The following is a 19,059-nucleotide window of genomic DNA, read 5'->3' as shown; positions in this document are numbered from 1 at the left end:
CCCGACAGAAATTCGCGTTTACCTGACGAACTTTTGATAAGAAAGAGGAATTTTTGCTCACGCGAAGCAACGCCGTCGGGGCAATGCGGGGAGAGCGCGGTAGGCTCTACCGAGCAATTGCGTGACAAAAGGCGTGAATCGCGCCTTAACCTTAACCGCTGTACAAGGTATAATCCGCCGATTTCCATATCGTTAACCAAACTGTTCCTGAGTCGCCATGCAGCTAATCCGCGGTATACACAATCTCCGGGCACGCCATTATGGTTGTGTGCTCACCATCGGCAATTTTGACGGTGTACACCGTGGGCATCAAATGCTGCTTGAGCGACTCAAGCAGGAGGGGATGGCGCGTGGTCTGCCGGTGATGGTGATGACTTTCGAGCCGCAGCCGCTCGAACTGTTTGCAGCCGATCAGGCGCCTGCACGGCTTACCCGACTGCGTGACAAGGTGAACTATCTGGCGCGCGCAGGCGTTGACGCGCTATTGTGCGTGAAGTTTGATGCGGCGTTCGCTGCGCACGATGCGCAAGACTTTGTGCGTCACCTTCTGGTGGAAAAACTGGGTGTGAAATTCCTCGTTGTCGGGGATGACTTCCGTTTCGGGGCTGGTCGCAGCGGTGATTTCCTGTTATTACAGGAGGCAGGGCGTGCCCATGGCTTCGAGGTTATCAGCACGGCGACGTTCTGCAATGGCGGTAGGCGCGTAAGCAGTACCGCAGTGCGTGACGCTTTGCTGCATGACGATCTGCCTCTGGCGCAGGAATTGTTGGGCCACCCCTACAGTATTTCCGGGCGCGTGGTGCACGGTAAAGCGCTGGGCCGAACGTTGGGGTTTCCGACCGCGAATCTGCCGATGAAACGCCAGGTATCGCCGGTCAGTGGCGTGTATGCCGTTGAAGTCTACGGCCTGGGCCCGACGCCGTTTCCCGGCGTCGCCAATATTGGTACCCGACCAACGGTAGACGGCGATAAACGCCAGCAGTTGGAAGTGCACCTGCTGGATGTCGCCATGGATCTGTACGGGCGTCATATAGAAGTGGCGTTGTGTAAGAAAATACGAAATGAGCAGCGGTTTGCGTCGCTAGAGGCATTGACGCAGCAAATCGCCGAGGATGTGGTGACGGCCCGGACGTTTTTCGGGTTAGCAGCACCGGTGTAATATTCATACCCCAAGGTATGGCCGAAACTAAATCGAGAATCTAATGAGTGACTACAAAACTACCCTGAATTTGCCGGAAACAGGGTTCCCGATGCGTGGCGATCTGGCCAAGCGTGAACCTGACATGCTGAAACGTTGGTATGAACAGGATTTGTACGGAATTATTCGTCAGGCGAAAAAGGGCAAGAAAACCTTCATTCTGCATGACGGCCCTCCGTATGCGAATGGCAACATTCACATTGGTCACTCAGTTAACAAGATTCTGAAAGATATTATTGTCAAATCCAAAGGGCTGGCTGGCTATGATTCGCCGTACGTACCGGGATGGGACTGCCACGGTCTGCCAATTGAACTGAAAGTCGAACAACTGATTGGCAAGCCGGGCGAGAAGGTGAGCGCGGCTGAATTTCGTCAGGCCTGCCGCAAGTATGCGGCGGAGCAGGTGGAAGGGCAAAAGAAAGACTTCATCCGCCTCGGTGTGCTGGGCGACTGGGATCGCCCGTACCTGACCATGGATTTCAACACCGAGGCGAATATCATTCGCGCCCTCGGCAAGATCATCGACAACGGGCATCTACACAAAGGGGCTAAACCGGTGCACTGGTGTGCCGATTGCGGTTCTGCACTGGCGGAAGCCGAGGTGGAGTATTACGACAAAACCTCCCCGTCTATTGATGTCGCTTTTACTGCCGTCGATGCGGCAGCTGTGGCGGCGAAATTCGGTGTCGCTTCTGTTGCAGGCCCGATTGCACTGGTTATCTGGACCACCACCCCGTGGACGCTGCCCGCAAACCGCGCGATCTCACTGAATGCGGATTTCGTTTACCAACTCGTGCAAATCGAAGGTAAAGCGCTGATTCTGGCCGCCGATCTGGTGGAAAGCGTGATGGCGCGCTTGGGCGTAACACGCTGGACCGTGCTGGGCGAGTGCAAGGGTTCCAGTCTTGAACTGTTGCGTTTCAACCACCCGTTCCTGAATTTCGATGTGCCTGCGATTCTGGGCGACCACGTCACGCTGGATGCCGGTACCGGTGCGGTGCATACTGCGGGCGGCCATGGCCCGGATGACTACGTCATCAGCCAGAAATACCAGCTCGAAATCGCCAACCCGGTGGGACCGAACGGTTGCTATCTGCCGGGTACGCACCCGAATCTGGACGGCAAGTTCGTCTTCAAAGCCAATGACCTCATCGTTGATATGCTGCGTGAAAGCGGCGCGTTGCTGCATGTGGAAAAACTGCAACACAGCTATCCGTGCTGCTGGCGTCACAAGTCGCCGATCATCTTCCGTGCCACGCCACAGTGGTTCGTCAGCATGGACCAAAAAGGGCTGCGTCAGCAGTCGCTGTCTGAAATCAAAGGCGTACAGTGGATCCCTGATTGGGGTCAGGCGCGCATCGAGGCCATGGTTGCCAACCGCCCAGACTGGTGTATCTCACGCCAGCGTACCTGGGGCGTGCCGATGTCGCTGTTTGTACATAAAGAGACTGAAGAACTGCACCCGCGCACACCGGAGCTGATCGAAGCGGTGGCTAAACGCGTTGAGCAGGACGGCATTCAGGCATGGTGGGATCTCGATCCGGCCGATCTGCTGGGCGCTGATGCTGCCAATTATGTCAAAGTGCCGGACACGCTCGATGTGTGGTTCGATTCCGGATCAACCCACGCTTCAGTGGTGGATGTGCGCCCGGAATTTGCTGGGCATGCTGCCGATATGTATCTGGAAGGATCTGACCAGCATCGCGGCTGGTTCATGTCCTCGCTGATGATCTCTACGGCGATCAAGGGTAAAGCCCCGTATCGTCAGGTGCTGACTCACGGCTTCACCGTCGATGGTCAGGGCCGCAAAATGTCTAAATCCATCGGCAACACCATTGCGCCGCAGGATGTGATGGACAAGCTGGGTGCGGATATTCTGCGTCTGTGGATCGGTTCCACCGACTATTCTGGTGAGATCGCGGTGTCCGATGAAATCCTCAAACGCTCTGCTGATGCCTATCGTCGTATCCGCAATACCGCGCGTTTCCTGCTGGCGAACCTGAACGGGTTCGACCCGGAATTGCACAGTGTGAAACCGGAAGAGATGGTGGTGCTGGATCGTTGGGCCGTAGGTTGCGCACAAGCCGCACAGCAAGAGATTGTTGAAGCCTATGAAAGCTACGATTTCCACCGTGTGGTGCAACGCCTGATGCAGTTCTGCTCCATCGAAATGGGCTCGTTCTATCTGGACATCATCAAGGATCGCCAATACACCGCCAAGCATGACAGCGTGGCGCGCCGTAGCTGCCAGACTGCGCTGTTCCATATTGTGGAAGCGTTGGTCCGCTGGATGGCGCCGATCATGTCCTTCACCGCCGATGAAGTCTGGGGCTACCTGCCGGGCGAACGCGCACAATACGTGTTTACCGAAGAGTGGTATGACGGTCTGTTCGGGCTGGCTGAAGAAGAAACCCTGAACGATGCGTTCTGGGCTGACATGCTGAAAGTGCGTGCCGAAGTGAACAAGGTGATTGAGCAAGCGCGTAACGACAAGCGTATTGGTGGTTCGCTGGAAGCGGCGGTAACGTTGTATGCCGATGCAGCGCTGTCCGAGAAGCTGGGCCGTTTGCAACAGGAACTGCATTTTGCATTGCTGACCTCCAAGGCTCGGGTTGAACGCTATGAAGATGCCCCGGCGGATGCGCAGGCGAGTGAACTCTCTGGCCTGAAAATTGCCTTAAGCAAAGCGGATGGGCACAAGTGCCCGCGTTGCTGGCACTATGAGTCCGATATCGGTGTGGATGCTGCACACCCAGAGGTATGCGGACGCTGTGCCACGAATGTGGGCGGTAATGGCGAAGAGCGTAAATTTGTCTGATGAATAAATCGATCTGTTCAAGCGGGTTGCGCTGGCTGTGGCTGGTGCTGGTAGTGTTAGCGGTGGATCTTGGCGTCAAATACTGGGTGCTGGCGAATTTTGAACTGGGTGAAACCTGGGCGCTGTTCCCCTCGTTGAACCTGCACTATGCCCGTAACTACGGTGCAGCGTTTAGCTTCCTGGCAGATAAAGGCGGCTGGCAGCGCTGGTTCTTTGCCGGTGTTGCCATCATGATCGTGGTGGCGCTGTTGGTGATGATGTACCGCAACCGCGCCGATCAGAAGCTGAGTAATATTGCCTATGCGCTGATTATCGGCGGTGCGCTGGGGAACCTGTTCGACAGAACCTGGCACGGTTTTGTGGTCGATTACATTGACTTCTATGTCGGTGACTGGCACTTCGCGACGTTCAATCTGGCGGATACGGCTATCTGTATCGGGGCAGGTCTGGTGGTGCTGGAAGGCTTTCTGGCACCTCATGATGCCTCGGCCAAGCCGAAGGGGCAGGTATGACGCAAAGCGTACAGAATACCAGCGCCGTACTGCTGCATTTTGTGCTGACGCTGGAAGATGGCAGCGTTGCGGAATCGACCCGTGAACGGGGTAAGCCCGCGCTGTTTCGCCTGGGCGATGAAAGCCTGTCTCCGGCACTGGAACAGCAACTCCTCGGCTTGCGCCGGGGAGATAAACACCGTTTCACGTTGCCACCGGAATCGGCCTTCGGGCCGTCCAACCCAGATTTGATTCAGTTCTTCCTACGCCGCGATTTTGCCGAAACCGGCGTACCGGACGTGGGCACCATCATGCTGTTCAGCGGCGTGGCGGGAAATGACATGCCCGGCGTGATTCGTGAAGTGGCGGAAGAATCGATTACGGTCGATTTCAATCATCCGCTGGCGGGTCATCACGTAAGTTTTGATGTTGAGGTGATGGATATCGACCCTGTTGCGCAGGAGGTTGAGCGTGCAAATCTTACTGGCTAATCCGCGTGGTTTTTGCGCGGGCGTCGATCGCGCAATCAGCATTGTCGAGCGTGCGCTGGAAATTTATGGCACGCCGATTTATGTGCGCCACGAAGTGGTGCATAACCGCTATGTGGTCGATGGCTTGCGTGACCGCGGTGCGATCTTTATTGAAGAGATTGGCGAAGTGCCTGATGGCGCGATCCTGATTTTTTCTGCGCACGGCGTGTCCCAGGCAGTACGGGCGGAGGCGAAGAATCGCGATCTGACCGTCTTTGATGCCACCTGCCCATTGGTGACCAAGGTCCATATGGAAGTGGCGCGTGCCAGCCGTAAAGGGGTGGAAGCTATCCTGATCGGTCATGCGGGCCACCCTGAAGTAGAAGGCACCATGGGGCAGTACAGTAACGACGATGGTGGCATGTATCTGGTAGAGTCGCCGGAAGATGTGTGGAATTTGCAGGTTAAAGATGAGGGTAACCTCTGCTTTATGACGCAAACCACGCTGTCAGTAGATGACACCTCTGCGGTGATCGATGCACTGCGTGAGCGTTTCCCAAAAATTATCGGCCCGCGTAAAGACGATATCTGCTACGCCACCACGAACCGTCAGGAAGCGGTGCGTTATCTGGCGGAACGCGCCAACGTTGTGCTGGTGGTGGGGTCGAAAAACTCGTCCAACTCCAACCGGTTGGCTGAGCTGTCCCAGCGAGCGGGCATCCCCGCTTACCTTATCGACTCAGCGAATGATATTCAGGAACGTTGGCTCAGCGATGCGACATGCGTGGGGGTGACGGCGGGCGCTTCTGCGCCGGACATTCTGGTTCAGCAGGTGATTGAACGCCTTAAATCCTTCGGGGGAAAAGTCGCGCTCGAGCTGGAAGGCCGTGAAGAGAACATTGTCTTTGAAGTACCGAAAGAGCTGCGTGTGGACGTGAAGCAGATCGATTGATACGGGAATGAGACGGGTGAAACTAGCAGGGTAATATCCCTGCTATTTTTTTGCCTGAATTTTCACCTTTTTCGAATGCATAAAAACTGCATGATTATGCGTCATTACCTATTTTGCATATTGGGTTGAATTTTCCGGCCCCTGCGCTTCGAACGCCTTCCGAGGGATAGCTTTTACTGATTATTCCTCCTTTTTGTCAGAAATTTCTAATCCTGTATGAAATCTGCTGGCAGCCATCGCGCTGGCCCGCTAACCTGAGAACGTTTTTACGGCGCAAGTGAAAAAAGAGAGATAACGATGAAGGATGCAATACGTGTAGCGATTGCCGGTGCCGGTGGTCGAATGGGGCGTCAACTGATCCAGGCGGTTTCGCAGATGGAAGGCGCTGTGCTCGGCGCCGCGCTAGAGCGCGAGGGCTCATCACTGGTTGGGGTTGATGCCGGAGAGCTGGCAGGGCTGGGTACCCTGGGCGTTACCGTACAAGATTCGCTGGATGCAGTACGTGATGATTTTGATATCTTCATCGATTTCACGCGCCCAGAAGGCACATTGGCGCATCTGGCATTCTGCCGCCAACATGGCAAGGGCATGATTATCGGTACTACAGGGTTTGATGATGCAGGCAAAGCAGCCATCAGCGCAGCTGCCCAAGAGATTGGCATTGTGTTTGCCGCCAACTTTAGCGTGGGTGTCAACGTGATGCTGAAATTGCTGGAGAAAGCGGCCACGGTGATGGGCGACTACACGGATATCGAGATTCTGGAAGCGCACCACCGCCATAAAGTGGATGCCCCGTCAGGGACGGCGTTAGCGATGGGTGAAGCCATTGCGGGAGCGTTAGGTCGCGATCTGAAAACCTGTGCGGTCTACGCGCGTGAAGGCCACACCGGTGAACGTGTGCCAAACAGCATTGGTTTTGCCAGCTTGCGTGCCGGAGATATCGTCGGTGAGCACACTGCCATGTTTGCCGATGTTGGTGAGCGTATTGAGATTAGCCACAAGGCCTCCAGCCGTATGACCTTCGCTAATGGTGCGGTTCGTGCTGCAATTTGGTTGAAAGATAAAAAATTAGGTCTTTTCGATATGAGGGATGTGCTTTCTCTCAATGATCTTTGATTTTATTTGTTTTATAACTTATTGAATTGGGTGGCTTATCTGCCATCCTTTTTCTTTTTAATGTTGTTTTATTTTTTATTAAATCATAACTGGTATAAGTTTGTGTTTTCCCTTCATTTTAGAGTGTTCGCTGACGTTTTTTTAACCGCCCATTGCCGTGTCAGGCATCTACTGGTCAAATATGTCCTTCTGGCTAATAATGTCACCAGGCAACCGTTTACTTTGCCTGTTTGATGGCTGTTTTTGTGGCTGTGGTAAGTTAGTGAGGCCGTAAGCCATAAAAAATGGAGAAAAATAGCGGTTAGAGTGGACAAGTTGAACGACCATCATTAAAATGCGCGCAATTTGCCAAAAGTTTACCAAAAAGGTAATTTTTGCATTGATTTGGAGTGGTTAATCTGAATTAATATGCAGATAACATGATTGTTTATTCCTTGGAGGGTGTTTTGATTAAGTCAGCGCTATTGGTTCTGGAAGACGGAACCCAATTCCACGGTCGTGCCATCGGGGCAGAGGGAGCGGCAGTGGGGGAAGTGGTCTTCAATACGTCGATGACCGGTTATCAAGAAATCCTCACTGATCCTTCCTATTCCCGCCAGATTGTCACTCTCACTTATCCCCATATTGGTAATGTCGGCACTAACGCCAGCGACGAAGAATCCCCCTCTGTTCATGCTCAAGGTCTGGTCATTCGCGATCTGCCTCTGATTGCCAGCAACTACCGTAATGAAGAGAACCTCTCGGATTATCTGAAACGCAATAACATCGTTGCCATCGCCGATATCGATACGCGTAAGCTGACGCGCTTGCTGCGTGAGAAAGGCGCGCAGAATGGCTGCATTATTGCCGGGGATTCGCCGGATGCGGCACTGGCATTGGAAAAAGCCAAAGCGTTCCCTGGCCTGAAGGGCATGGATCTGGCAAAAGAAGTGACGACGCAGGAACGTTACGGTTGGACGCAAGGTAGCTGGACGTTGACCGGCGACCTGCCTGCTGCCAAAACGGAAAGCGAACTGCCTTACCATGTTGTGGCTTACGACTACGGTGTGAAACGCAACATTCTGCGTATGCTGGTCGATCGTGGCTGCCGTCTGACGGTTGTGCCTGCCCAGACATCTGCTGAAGACGTGCTCAAACTGAATCCGGACGGTATTTTCCTCTCCAACGGCCCTGGCGACCCGGAGCCATGCGACTACGCCATCAAGGCAATCAAAACCTTCCTGGAGACCGACATTCCGGTATTTGGCATCTGCCTGGGTCACCAACTGCTGGCGCTGGCAAGCGGTGCTAAAACGGTCAAAATGAAATTTGGTCACCACGGTGGTAACCACCCGGTGAAAGATCTGGATGCCGACTGTGTGATGATCACCGCGCAGAACCACGGTTTCGCGGTGGATGAAAACTCGCTGCCTGCGACGCTGCGCCCGACGCATAAATCGCTGTTTGACGGCTCCCTGCAAGGGATTCATCGCACGGATAAAGCGGCATTCAGTTTCCAGGGACACCCGGAAGCAAGCCCGGGTCCGCACGACGCGGCCCCTTTGTTCGATCACTTTATCGAGCTGATTCAATCTTTTCGTGCCAATGGTAAATAATCGGGAGCAGAAAAATGGCAAAACGTACTGATATTAAAAGCATCCTGATCCTTGGTGCTGGCCCGATCGTTATCGGTCAGGCCTGTGAATTCGACTACTCCGGTGCGCAGGCGTGTAAAGCGTTACGTGAAGAGGGTTATCGCGTCATTCTGGTGAACTCCAACCCGGCGACCATCATGACCGACCCGGAAATGGCTGATGCGACGTATATCGAGCCGATCCACTGGGAAGTGGTGCGTAAAATCATCGAAAAAGAGCGTCCTGATGCGGTACTGCCGACCATGGGCGGCCAGACGGCGCTGAACTGTGCGCTCGAGCTTGAGCGCCAAGGCGTGCTGGCGGAGTTTGGCGTCACCATGATCGGTGCGACTGCCGATGCTATCGATAAAGCGGAAGATCGCCGCCGCTTCGATATCGCCATGAAGAAAATTGGCTTGGAAACCGCGCGTTCCGGTATCGCGCATACCATGGAAGAAGCGCTGGGTGTGGCTGCCGATGTGGGTTACCCCTGCATTATCCGTCCGTCCTTTACCATGGGCGGTAGCGGTGGCGGCATCGCGTATAACCGGGAAGAGTTTGAAGAAATTTGCGCGCGCGGTCTGGATCTGTCACCGACCAAAGAGCTGCTGATTGATGAATCCCTCATCGGTTGGAAAGAGTACGAAATGGAAGTGGTGCGCGATAAGAAAGACAACTGCATCATTGTCTGTTCCATCGAAAACCTGGATGCCATGGGTATCCACACCGGTGACTCCATTACCGTTGCGCCTGCGCAAACCCTGACGGACAAGGAATACCAAATCATGCGTAACGCCTCCATGGCGGTACTGCGTGAAATCGGGGTAGAAACCGGCGGCTCCAACGTGCAGTTTGCGGTTAACCCGAAAACCGGTCGCCTGATCATTATCGAAATGAACCCGCGTGTATCGCGCTCCTCGGCGCTGGCTTCCAAAGCGACGGGCTTCCCGATTGCCAAGATTGCCGCCAAGCTGGCGGTGGGCTACACGCTGGATGAGCTGATGAACGACATCACCGGCGGCCGTACTCCGGCGTCGTTCGAGCCGTCCATTGACTATGTTGTTACCAAGATCCCGCGCTTTAACTTCGAAAAATTTGCCGGTGCCAACGATCGCCTGACCACCCAAATGAAATCGGTCGGTGAAGTGATGGCGATTGGCCGCACCCAGCAAGAGTCGCTGCAAAAAGCGCTGCGCGGTCTGGAAGTGGGTGCAACGGGCTTTGATCCGAAAGTGGATCTGGACGATCCGGAAGCGTTGACCAAAATCCGCCGCGAGTTGAAAGACGCGGGCGCTGAGCGTATCTGGTACGTCGCGGATGCCTTCCGCGCAGGCATGTCTGTGGACGGCGTGTTTAACCTGACCAATATCGATCGTTGGTTCTTGGTGCAAATTGAAGAGCTGGTGCGTCTGGAAGAGCAGGTGGCTGAGAAGGGCGCGACGGCGCTGACGGCTGATTTCCTGCGTACCCTGAAACGTAAAGGCTTTGCCGATGCGCGTCTGGCGAAGCTGGCCGGTGTGTCTGAAAACGAAATTCGCAAATTGCGCGACAAATATGATCTGCACCCGGTCTACAAACGTGTGGACACCTGTGCCGCAGAATTTGCGACCGATACCGCGTATATGTACTCCACTTACGATGAAGAGTGCGAAGCGAATCCGAATCAGGATCGTGACAAGATCATGGTGTTGGGTGGCGGACCGAACCGTATCGGACAGGGCATCGAGTTTGACTACTGCTGTGTGCATGCGGCGCTGGCGCTGCGTGAAGACGGTTATGAAACCATCATGGTCAACTGTAACCCGGAAACGGTTTCAACCGATTACGACACCTCTGACCGCCTCTACTTCGAGCCGGTAACGCTGGAAGACGTGCTGGAAATCGTCCGTATTGAGAAACCGAAAGGCGTTATCGTGCAGTATGGTGGTCAAACGCCGCTGAAACTGTCGCGTGCACTGGAGGCAGCGGGTGTGCCGGTCATTGGCACCAGCCCGGATGCTATCGACCGTGCAGAAGACCGCGAGCGTTTCCAACAGGCGGTGAATCGTCTGGGCCTGAAACAGCCGGAAAACGCCACCGTCACCTCCATCGAACAAGCGGTGGAAAAGGCGCGCGGCATCGGTTATCCGCTGGTGGTTCGTCCTTCTTACGTGCTGGGCGGTCGTGCGATGGAAATCGTTTACGACGAAGTCGATTTGCGCCGTTACTTCCAGAACGCGGTCAGCGTGTCCAACGATGCGCCAGTGCTGCTGGACCGTTTCCTCGATGATGCCATTGAAGTGGACGTGGACGCTATCTGTGACGGCGAGCGCGTGCTGATTGGCGGCATTATGGAACACATCGAACAAGCGGGCGTGCACTCCGGTGACTCTGCCTGTTCATTGCCGGCTTATACGCTGAGCAAAGAAATTCAGGATGTGATGCGCCAGCAGGTAGAAAAACTGGCCTTCGAACTGAGCGTGCGTGGATTGATGAACGTACAGTTCGCTGTGAAGAACAACGAAGTCTACCTGATTGAAGTGAACCCGCGTGCTGCGCGTACCGTGCCGTTTGTCTCCAAGGCGACCGGTGTACCGTTGGCGAAAGTAGCCGCGCGTGTGATGGCAGGCAAGACGCTCACAGAGCAAGGTGTCACCAAAGAGGTTATCCCACCGTATTACTCCGTGAAGGAAGTGGTGCTGCCGTTCAACAAGTTCCCCGGCGTTGACCCGATTTTAGGGCCAGAAATGCGCTCTACCGGCGAAGTCATGGGGGTGGGCCGTACCTTTGCCGAAGCGTTCGCCAAGGCGATGCTGGGCAGCAACTCACCGATGAAGAAATCAGGACGTGCCCTGCTCTCGGTTCGTGAAGGCGATAAAGCACGGGTTGTCGATTTGGCGGCCAAGCTGTTGAAACACGGCTTTGAGCTGGACGCGACTCACGGCACCGCCATTGAGCTGGGTGAAGCGGGCATTAACCCGCGTCTGGTTAACAAGGTGCATGAAGGACGTCCGCACATTCAGGACCGTATCAAAAACGGCGAGTACACGTATATCGTCAACACCACCGCAGGGCGTCAGGCGATTGAAGACTCCAAGCTGATTCGCCGCAGCGCGTTGCAGTACAAGGTGCACTACGATACGACCATGAACGGTGGCTTTGCCACGGCGATGGCGCTCAATGCAGATCCAACCGAGAAGGTAACCTCGGTGCAGGAAATGCATGCGCAAATTAAAGGTTAATCTGCGCTAACCAAGAAAAAGCCAGCGCGAGTGCGCTGGCTTTTTTATCTCTGACGGGTGTCGGGAACGCGTTACCCCAGTGCCACCTTAATACCGAGTGCAATCAATACCGTACCCAGCAGTTTATCCACCAGCTTTTGCGCTTTTTCCAATGCGCGACGTACCGGTCCGCTTTGGAACAGCAGAACCAGCAGGGGCCACCATACCACTGCCAGCCCCCAGATAATAAAGGCATACCACAGTTTTTCTCCCACGCTCGAGTGGGTGCTTAGCACCTGAGTGAACATGGCAAGAAAGAACAGTGTAGCTTTTGGGTTAAGCAGATTGCACAGGTAGCCTTGCAGGAAGGCCTTTTTCAAGCTGACGTCCTGGCGCGGTAGTGAAGCGACATTCAGCTTGCTGCCGCCCCGAGAAAGTAATGCCTGAATACCGATCGCGATCAAGTAAAGCGCACCCGCATATTTTAAAATGTTAAACAGCCACGGTGTGGTGGTGATCACCACCGCTAATCCGGCGACGCAATAGGCCATATGCGTCGCGACACCGGAGATAACGCCCAACGCCGTCATCATGGCTGGCAGACGCGCATAGCGTGCGGCGTTTTTAATCACTAGAAAGAAGTCGGGGCCGGGCGAGAGCATACCCAGCGTTGCGATGGTGGCGACAAACAGTGAGGTTTCAAGCATCAACAGCATCCAAATGGGTGACAGAGCAGAAAAAGGATATGCGGGCGATCTTAGCGCGGTAACGCGTGTGATGCACTCATAAGATTTTATTCTTATCAGCAATCTTGGCAATCAGAGCGCGTTGTGTTAACAAGTCTCCTTGCTTTATTTATGGTTATATCCGTTTTCATTTCTACTTATTTGCGTGTCTTACTTTTATCAGTCAGGGTATTCGTATGGTCAGCGAAACACCACAGCAGCGGGAAATCACCCGGCTGTGTATCCAATGCGCACTGATGCTATTGCAGCACGGTGCGGAGAGCACAGTAGTTGAGCAACTCTCTTCGCGCCTGGGGCTGGCGCTCGGGGTGGATAGCGTAGAAAGCTCCATTTCTGCCAATGCCATCGTCCTTACCACCATCATGAATGGACACTGTCTGACCTCGACGCGCAAGAACGTCGATCGCGGCATCAATATGCATGTGGTGACCGAAGTGCAGCATGTCGTGATCATGACCGAGCACAAGCTGCTGGATGTGGCTGGCGTTGAAAAACGCCTGACGGGCATCAAGCCGTTGCGCTATCCGCGCTGGCTGGTGGTGACCATTGTCGCGCTCTCATGCGGTTGTTTTAGTAAGCTTAACGGCGGCGGTTGGGATGCCTTTGTGGTCACCATGCTTGCCAGCGGTGTAGCCATGTATGTGCGTCAGGTATTGACCTCGCGCCATCTCAATCCTTTGATCAACTTCTGTATTACCGCCTTTGTCGCCACGTCGGTGTCCGGGCTGTTGCTGCGCGTTCCCGCGTTTCATCAAACCTCGACGGTGGCGATGGCGGCCAGTGTGCTGCTGCTGGTGCCCGGGTTTCCGCTGATTAACGCGGTAGCGGATATGTTCAAAGGGCATGTGAATACCGGTCTGGCGCGCTGGGCGGTTGCCAGCCTGTTGACGCTGGCAACTTGTATTGGCGTCGTGGCTGCAATGGCAATATGGGGGTTACGCACATGGGCTTAATGCTGCTGTGGGGGCTGTTGCAGGATGTCCTGCTGGCGGCAGTGCCTGCGCTGGGCTTTGCGATGGTGTTCAATGTGCCCGTCAAGGCGCTGCCTTATTGTGCGCTGCTGGGCGGCGTAGGCCACGGAGTGCGTTTCCTGTGCGTTCAGATGGGCATGCCTGTTGAATGGGGATCGTTTTTGGCGGCCATATTGATCGGTATCATTGGGATTCGCTGGTCGCGCTGGCTGTTGGCGCACCCGAAAGTGTTTACCGTAGCGGCGGTGATCCCGATGTTCCCGGGTATTTCAGCGTATACGGCGATGATTTCGCTGGTGGAGCTTTCCCATCAGGGATACAGCGAAGCGTTGATGCGCGTGCTGATCACGCATTTCCTCAAGGCCTCTTTTATTGTCGGCGCGCTGTCGATAGGGTTGTCTCTGCCGGGGATTTGGTTGTATCGCAAACGTCCGGGCGTGTAGTGGCATTAAGATTTTGCTTATTTTGCCCATCAGAAAATCGCCGTATCGACGTACCCATCACCTTTCCGTATAGTGTCTGCAATTTTTGAGCTATAGGGCTTTACCATGGTGATTAGTTTGATTGCAGCACTGGCGGTGGATCGTGTTATCGGCATGGAAAACTCCATGCCGTGGCATTTGCCGGCAGATCTGGCGTGGTTTAAGCGCCAGACGTTAAATAAGCCCATTATTATGGGGCGTAACACGTTTCGTTCTATCGGCCAGCCATTGCCGGGGAGAAAAAATATTGTTGTCAGCAGCCGCGTTGGCGACGATGAGCGTGTGACCTGGGTGTCGACCTTAGAAGCGGCGCTGGAGGCTGCTTCAGGCGCAGAAGAGGTGATGGTTATCGGTGGCGGCAGTATTTATCAGCAAATGCTGCCTCAGGCTTCACGTCTGTATCTGACGCACATTGATGCAGAAGTGGAGGGGGATACCCATTTCCCAGAGTATGAGCCGGATGCGTGGTCATCGGTGTTCAGCGAGTTTCATGATGCGGATGAAAAGAATTCGCACAGCTATTGCTTTGAGATTCTCGAACGGCGTTAACAGGATAGACATACGCGCGGTGCAATCAGGCCGCGCGTATTTTACTTATTCTGCACCGACGACTGCCATGCCTTGCACCAATGACGGCTGAGTAAAGACCTGCTTATCCTCCCAGCGCAACATTGTCAGTTCGCCTCCCCAGCAGCACCCCGTATCCAACGCATAAATGTTATCAGGCGTCCCTTTTCCTTCCAGTGAAGCCCAGTGCCCGAAGGCGATGGCATAGCCTGGCGTTTCTGCATTCCCTTCTACGATAGGGCTTGGCAAGTAGAACCACGGCTTAAGCAGCGAAGGTGCCTGTGACGGTGCCTCTTTGCATATCATGTCTAGCTGCCCGCCGGAGAAGCAGTAACGCATGCGGGTAAATACGTTAGTGCTAAAGCGCAGACGCGGCAAACCACTCAGTTCCGGGCTCCAGTGATTGGGCATATCACCGTACATCGCATCCAAAAACAGCGGATAGCTGTCACTGCTGAGTATGGCTTCCACTTCACGAGCACACAGTTGCGCGGTCGCCAGATCCCACTGCGGCGTTACACCGGCATGGGCCATCACCAGTTTAAGGTCGTCATCAACCAGCATTACCGGTTGGCGGCGCAGCCAGTTGATCAGGGTATCGACATCCCGTGCGTTCAGCAGATCGTTGAGACGATCTTTCGGCTTGTTCCTGCTGATACCCGCATAAACCGCCAGCAAATGAAGATCGTGGTTACCCAGCACCATCTGTGCAGCAGGGCCTAACGAACGCACATAACGCAACACCTCCAATGAGGCCGGACCGCGTGCCACCAGATCGCCGGTAAACCACAGCCTGTCGTGTTCCGGATTGAAAGAAACCTGCGCCAACAACGCCATTAGCTCGTCAAAGCAGCCGTGCACATCGCCAATTAAGTAGGTAGACATCATCAATGTATCAGTGAGGGGATCGCTAAACGAAAAACAGAAATAGGGACCTGAAAGGTATCGCCCTGATGATCGATCATATGGTAATGGCCTTCCATGGTGCCCAGCGGCGTTTCCAGCACCGTACCGCTGGTGTACTGAAATTCACTGCCAGGTTCGATGACCGGTTGCTCACCGACCACGCCTTCGCCCTGAACTTCCGTTTGACGCCCGTTGGCGTTGGTGATCATCCAGTAACGCCCAATAAGTTGGACAGGATTACGCCCCAGATTGCGGATTGTGATGGTGTAAGCAAAGACAAAGCGGCTCTCATCGGGCTCGGACTGCGCTTCAACATAGAAACTCTGAACCTGAACACAAACACGGGGCATATTAATCATCGCGACACTTCCTGTTATTCCTGCGTTGGCGGATGCTCAGACAGCCAGTTGGCTAGCCGGCAGTATTGCTCTACAGAGACATTTTCCGCACGGGCCGCGGGATCAATCTCTAACGCGATAAGCTGCTCGACGCTGAACACATTACCCAGGCTGTTGCGCAATGTTTTACGGCGCTGGTTAAAGGCGGCGGTAGTAATACGGCTCAGCACGCGGACATCAGCAACAGGATAAGGCTGTACGGCATGAGGAACAAGACGTACGACAGCAGAATCCACTTTGGGTGGTGGTGTAAAAGCGGTAGGCGGCACTTCAAGTACCGGGATCACCTGGCAGTAATATTGTGCCATCACGCTTAACCGACCATAGGCTTTGCTGTTCGGGCCAGCAACAAGGCGGTTCACCACTTCCTTTTGCAACATAAAGTGCATATCGCGAATAGCGTGAGTATAGCTAAACAGATGGAACATCAACGGCGTTGATATGTTGTAAGGTAAGTTGCCAAACACACGTAACGGCTGGCCAATCTGTTGCGACAGCTCGGCGAAATTCACCGTCATGGCATCTTGCTGAATAACAGTGAGTTTATCTTTGAGTTGCGGATGCACCGTTAAGCGAGCCGCCAGATCGCGGTCCAGTTCGACAACGGTAAACTGGGTAAGGTGCTCGGCAACGGGCAGCGTTAATGCACCGAGGCCGGGGCCAATCTCCACCATAGCGTGATCGGCTTGGGGATGAATGGCGGAGACAATACTCTCGATCACGAACTGATCGTTTAAAAAATTCTGCCCGAAACGTTTACGGGCGAAGTGGCCTTGATGGACGCGATTATTCATTACGGTGTTTCGTTATGGTGTTGAGTCATGTTGATGGCAAGCTGCAATGCCGTGATAAAGCTGCCCGGTTCTGCGTCACCCGTTCCCGCGAGGGAGAGGGCGGTGCCGTGATCGACAGAGGTTCGGATAAAGGGTAAGCCTAGCGTAATGTTAACCGCTCGGCCAAACCCCTGGTATTTCAATACCGGCAGCCCTTGATCGTGATACATCGCCAGTACGGCGTCTGCTTCTTTCAGGTATTTGGGTTGGAATAGCGTATCTGCGGGCAACGGGCCCACCAGATTTATCCCCTGCGCGCGCAGTTCATCCAGCGCAGGAATGATGATATCCAACTCCTCACGCCCCATATGACCGCCTTCGCCCGCATGGGGATTAAGTCCACACACGTAAATGCACGGCCGGGCCAACCCAAACTTCTGCTGGAGATCGCGCTGCAAAATCGCAATCACCTCATGCAGACAGTCGCGGGTAACGGCACGGGAAACGTCGGCCAGCGGCAGGTGCGTGGTTGCTAACGCGACGCGTAGTTCCTCAGTCGCCAGCATCATCACCACTTTTTCGCAGCCGCTGCGTTCGGCGAAAAATTCGGTGTGCCCGCTAAAAGGCACACCGGCATCATTGATGATGCCTTTATGCACGGGGCCGGTCACGAGTGCGGCGAACTCTCCGCTCAAGCAGCCATCACAGGCGCGCGCCAGCGTGTTGACTACGTACAGGCCGTTATCGACGTTAAGTTCGCCGGGGGAAGCCTCTGCGGATAAGGCAACCGGTAATATCGTCAGCGAACCTGCACGTTGCGCGCTTGCAGGGGTTTCGGGTTGGTAGTCTCGCAGGGTTAGCGACAGACCCAGCAACGTTGCTCGACTGCGCAGCAACACCGGGTCGGCGCACACCACCAGCTCAACTGGCCAGTCACGCTGGGCCAATTGAATGATGAGGTCCGGACCAATCCCGGCGGGCTCGCCGGGCGTGATGACGATACGAGACGTGGTTATGGTCATTGTGCTGAGCTGCTGTCGCTGCCGTTGACTACCTTCACGTAAGCGGCTGCACGTTGTTCCTGCATCCAGGTTTGCGCCTCTTCAGAGAATTTACGGTTAAACAGCATGCGGTAAGCACGATCTTTCTGCGCCGCGTCGGTTTTGTCGACCTGACGGGTGTCTAACAGTTGAATCAAGTGCCAGCCAAATGAAGAGTGGATCGGGACGCTGATTTCCCCTTTGCGCAGTTTCATCAGCGCATCGCGGAATGACGGGTCGTACATATCCGGCGTTGCCCACCCCAGATCGCCGCCCTGATTGGCCGAGCCGGGATCTTGCGAAAGCTGTTTTGCCTGAGTCGCAAAATCGGTCGTCCCCTGTTTGACCTGCTGTGCCACTTCCTCCAGTTTTGCCTGCGCCTGACTGTCATTCATGACGACTGACGGTTTCAACAGAATGTGGCGTGCATGCATTTCGGTAACGGAAACGGATTTGTCGCCGCCGCGAATATCGTTAACGCGCAAAATATGGAAACCCACGCCGGAACGAATCGGGCCGACCACCTGGCCTTTTTGGGCTTGTGTCAGGCGTTCAGCGAACAGAGACGGGATCTCCTGAAGTTTGCCCCAGCCCATTTGACCACCTTTCAGCGCCTGTGAATCCGCCGAGTGAGCGATCGCCAGCTTGGCGAAGTCGGCTCCACCTTTCAGCTGTTGAACCAAAGAGTTAGCCAGGTTTTCTGCATCGTCCACCTGCTGCTGCGACGGATTTTCTCCCAACGGGATCAGAATGTGGCTGAGATTCAGTTCAGCGTCTTCACCGGTCTGGTTGGCGATCTGTTTCGCCAGCGCGTCAACTTCCTGCGGCAGGACGGTGATGCGGCGACGCACTTCGTTATTACGGACTTCGGCAATGGTCATCTCTTTGCGAATCTGGTTGCGATAGGCGCTGTAGGTCAGATTCTCATAAGCCAACTGGCTTTTCAGTTGGTCGAGCGTCATGCGGTTTTGTGCCGCAATATTGTTGATGGCCTGATCCAACTGTGCCTCACCGATCTGGATATTCATCTTTTTTGCCATTTGCAAAATGATGTTATCCATAATCAGACGATCGAGGATCTGGTGGCGCAACGTACTCTCATCCGGTAACTGTTGTCCCGCTTGCTGCGCATTCATCTTCACGGACTGTAAAAGCGTGCTGACATCACTTTCAAGCACGACGCTGTTGTCCACGACGGCGGCGACTTTATCAACAACCTGTGGCGCAGCAAAAACTGCATTGGCGCTGAGGGCCAGCCCGAGGATAAGCGTTTTCCAGTTCTTCATACCTTTCCCGTTAGTTTCACCCGCAAGGCGGA

Annotated in this window: 17 protein-coding genes; 11 read left to right on the top strand and 6 right to left on the bottom strand. The window is 54.6% G+C overall.

The window, feature by feature from the left end; all coding sequences use genetic code 11:
- The first annotated feature begins 217 nt into the window (after positions 1-217).
- The 8 genes from ribF (at position 218) to carB (ending at position 11,879) form a co-directional block, all read left to right on the top strand.
- Positions 218-1,159, top strand: coding sequence for a bifunctional riboflavin kinase/FAD synthetase (gene ribF / locus J5224_RS01970; RefSeq protein WP_264623759.1), 942 nt, complete (start codon positions 218-220; stop codon positions 1,157-1,159).
- Between the two features lie 43 nt (positions 1,160-1,202).
- On the top strand, positions 1,203-4,016 hold the full coding sequence (gene ileS / locus J5224_RS01965) for an isoleucine--tRNA ligase (RefSeq protein WP_264623758.1): 2,814 nt from the start codon (positions 1,203-1,205) through the stop codon (positions 4,014-4,016).
- Positions 4,016-4,528 (top strand): signal peptidase II, encoded by a 513-nt coding sequence (gene lspA, locus J5224_RS01960; protein ID WP_264623757.1) that lies wholly within the window; start codon positions 4,016-4,018, stop codon positions 4,526-4,528. The genes ileS and lspA overlap by 1 nt, the downstream gene beginning before the upstream one ends.
- Entirely contained in the window at positions 4,525-4,998 is a 474-nt protein-coding gene (gene fkpB, locus J5224_RS01955; RefSeq protein ID WP_264623756.1) for an FKBP-type peptidyl-prolyl cis-trans isomerase, read from the top strand. The genes lspA and fkpB overlap by 4 nt, the downstream gene beginning before the upstream one ends.
- The gene (gene ispH / locus J5224_RS01950; RefSeq protein WP_264623755.1) at positions 4,979-5,929 is read left to right on the top strand and encodes a 4-hydroxy-3-methylbut-2-enyl diphosphate reductase; all 951 of its coding nucleotides are present in this window, start codon (positions 4,979-4,981) and stop codon (positions 5,927-5,929) included. The genes fkpB and ispH overlap by 20 nt, the downstream gene beginning before the upstream one ends.
- 297 nt (positions 5,930-6,226) lie before the next feature.
- The gene (gene dapB, locus J5224_RS01945) at positions 6,227-7,045 is read left to right on the top strand and encodes a 4-hydroxy-tetrahydrodipicolinate reductase (RefSeq protein WP_264623754.1); all 819 of its coding nucleotides are present in this window, start codon (positions 6,227-6,229) and stop codon (positions 7,043-7,045) included.
- A gap of 446 nt (positions 7,046-7,491) precedes the next feature.
- Positions 7,492-8,640, top strand: a complete 1,149-nt coding sequence (carA, locus tag J5224_RS01940) for a glutamine-hydrolyzing carbamoyl-phosphate synthase small subunit (RefSeq protein ID WP_264623753.1) — start codon at positions 7,492-7,494, stop codon at positions 8,638-8,640.
- A 14-nt stretch (positions 8,641-8,654) separates the two neighbouring features.
- Positions 8,655-11,879 (top strand): carbamoyl-phosphate synthase large subunit, encoded by a 3,225-nt coding sequence (gene carB, locus J5224_RS01935; protein WP_264623752.1) that lies wholly within the window; start codon positions 8,655-8,657, stop codon positions 11,877-11,879.
- Positions 11,880-11,950: 71 nt separating this feature from the next.
- On the opposite strand, the gene J5224_RS01930 is transcribed toward carB, so the two are convergent.
- Positions 11,951-12,565 (bottom strand): LysE family translocator, encoded by a 615-nt coding sequence (locus tag J5224_RS01930; RefSeq protein ID WP_264623751.1) that lies wholly within the window; start codon positions 12,563-12,565, stop codon positions 11,951-11,953.
- 215 nt (positions 12,566-12,780) lie between these two features.
- On the opposite strand from J5224_RS01930, the gene J5224_RS01925 reads away from it, so the two are divergent.
- The 3 genes from J5224_RS01925 to folA all read left to right on the top strand — a co-directional run bounded on the left by J5224_RS01925 (position 12,781) and on the right by folA (position 14,606).
- A complete protein-coding gene (locus tag J5224_RS01925) occupies positions 12,781-13,557 on the top strand; it encodes a threonine/serine exporter family protein (protein WP_264623750.1) in 777 nt (258 codons plus the stop codon).
- The gene (locus J5224_RS01920; RefSeq protein WP_264623749.1) at positions 13,548-14,018 is read left to right on the top strand and encodes a threonine/serine exporter; all 471 of its coding nucleotides are present in this window, start codon (positions 13,548-13,550) and stop codon (positions 14,016-14,018) included. Before J5224_RS01925 ends, J5224_RS01920 begins: the two co-directional genes overlap by 10 nt.
- A gap of 108 nt (positions 14,019-14,126) precedes the next feature.
- Positions 14,127-14,606, top strand: a complete 480-nt coding sequence (folA, locus tag J5224_RS01915; protein WP_264623868.1) for a type 3 dihydrofolate reductase — start codon at positions 14,127-14,129, stop codon at positions 14,604-14,606.
- A 45-nt stretch (positions 14,607-14,651) separates the two neighbouring features.
- Here folA and apaH read toward each other — a convergent pair whose 3' ends face one another.
- From apaH to surA, 5 genes are read right to left on the bottom strand one after another with little or no spacing between them, the layout of a single operon-like run.
- Positions 14,652-15,509 carry a bis(5'-nucleosyl)-tetraphosphatase (symmetrical) ApaH gene (apaH, locus tag J5224_RS01910; protein ID WP_264623867.1) on the bottom strand — a complete coding sequence of 286 codons (858 nt, stop codon included), beginning with the start codon at positions 15,507-15,509 and terminating at the stop codon, positions 14,652-14,654.
- A gap of 2 nt (positions 15,510-15,511) precedes the next feature.
- Entirely contained in the window at positions 15,512-15,889 is a 378-nt protein-coding gene (gene apaG / locus J5224_RS01905; RefSeq protein WP_264623748.1) for a Co2+/Mg2+ efflux protein ApaG, read from the bottom strand.
- A 14-nt stretch (positions 15,890-15,903) separates the two neighbouring features.
- Positions 15,904-16,722, bottom strand: a complete 819-nt coding sequence (gene rsmA, locus J5224_RS01900; protein WP_264623747.1) for a 16S rRNA (adenine(1518)-N(6)/adenine(1519)-N(6))-dimethyltransferase RsmA — start codon at positions 16,720-16,722, stop codon at positions 15,904-15,906.
- Positions 16,722-17,723 carry a 4-hydroxythreonine-4-phosphate dehydrogenase PdxA gene (pdxA, locus tag J5224_RS01895; RefSeq protein ID WP_264623746.1) on the bottom strand — a complete coding sequence of 334 codons (1,002 nt, stop codon included), beginning with the start codon at positions 17,721-17,723 and terminating at the stop codon, positions 16,722-16,724. Before pdxA ends, rsmA begins: the two co-directional genes overlap by 1 nt.
- Entirely contained in the window at positions 17,720-19,027 is a 1,308-nt protein-coding gene (gene surA, locus J5224_RS01890; RefSeq protein WP_264623745.1) for a peptidylprolyl isomerase SurA, read from the bottom strand. The genes pdxA and surA overlap by 4 nt, the downstream gene beginning before the upstream one ends.
- Positions 19,028-19,059 lie beyond the last annotated feature (32 nt).

This window comes from Candidatus Symbiopectobacterium sp. NZEC135 (assembly GCF_025962695.1).
The sequence above is the reverse complement of the archived record's forward strand: the minus strand, read 5'-3'. Positions and strand labels throughout refer to the sequence as shown.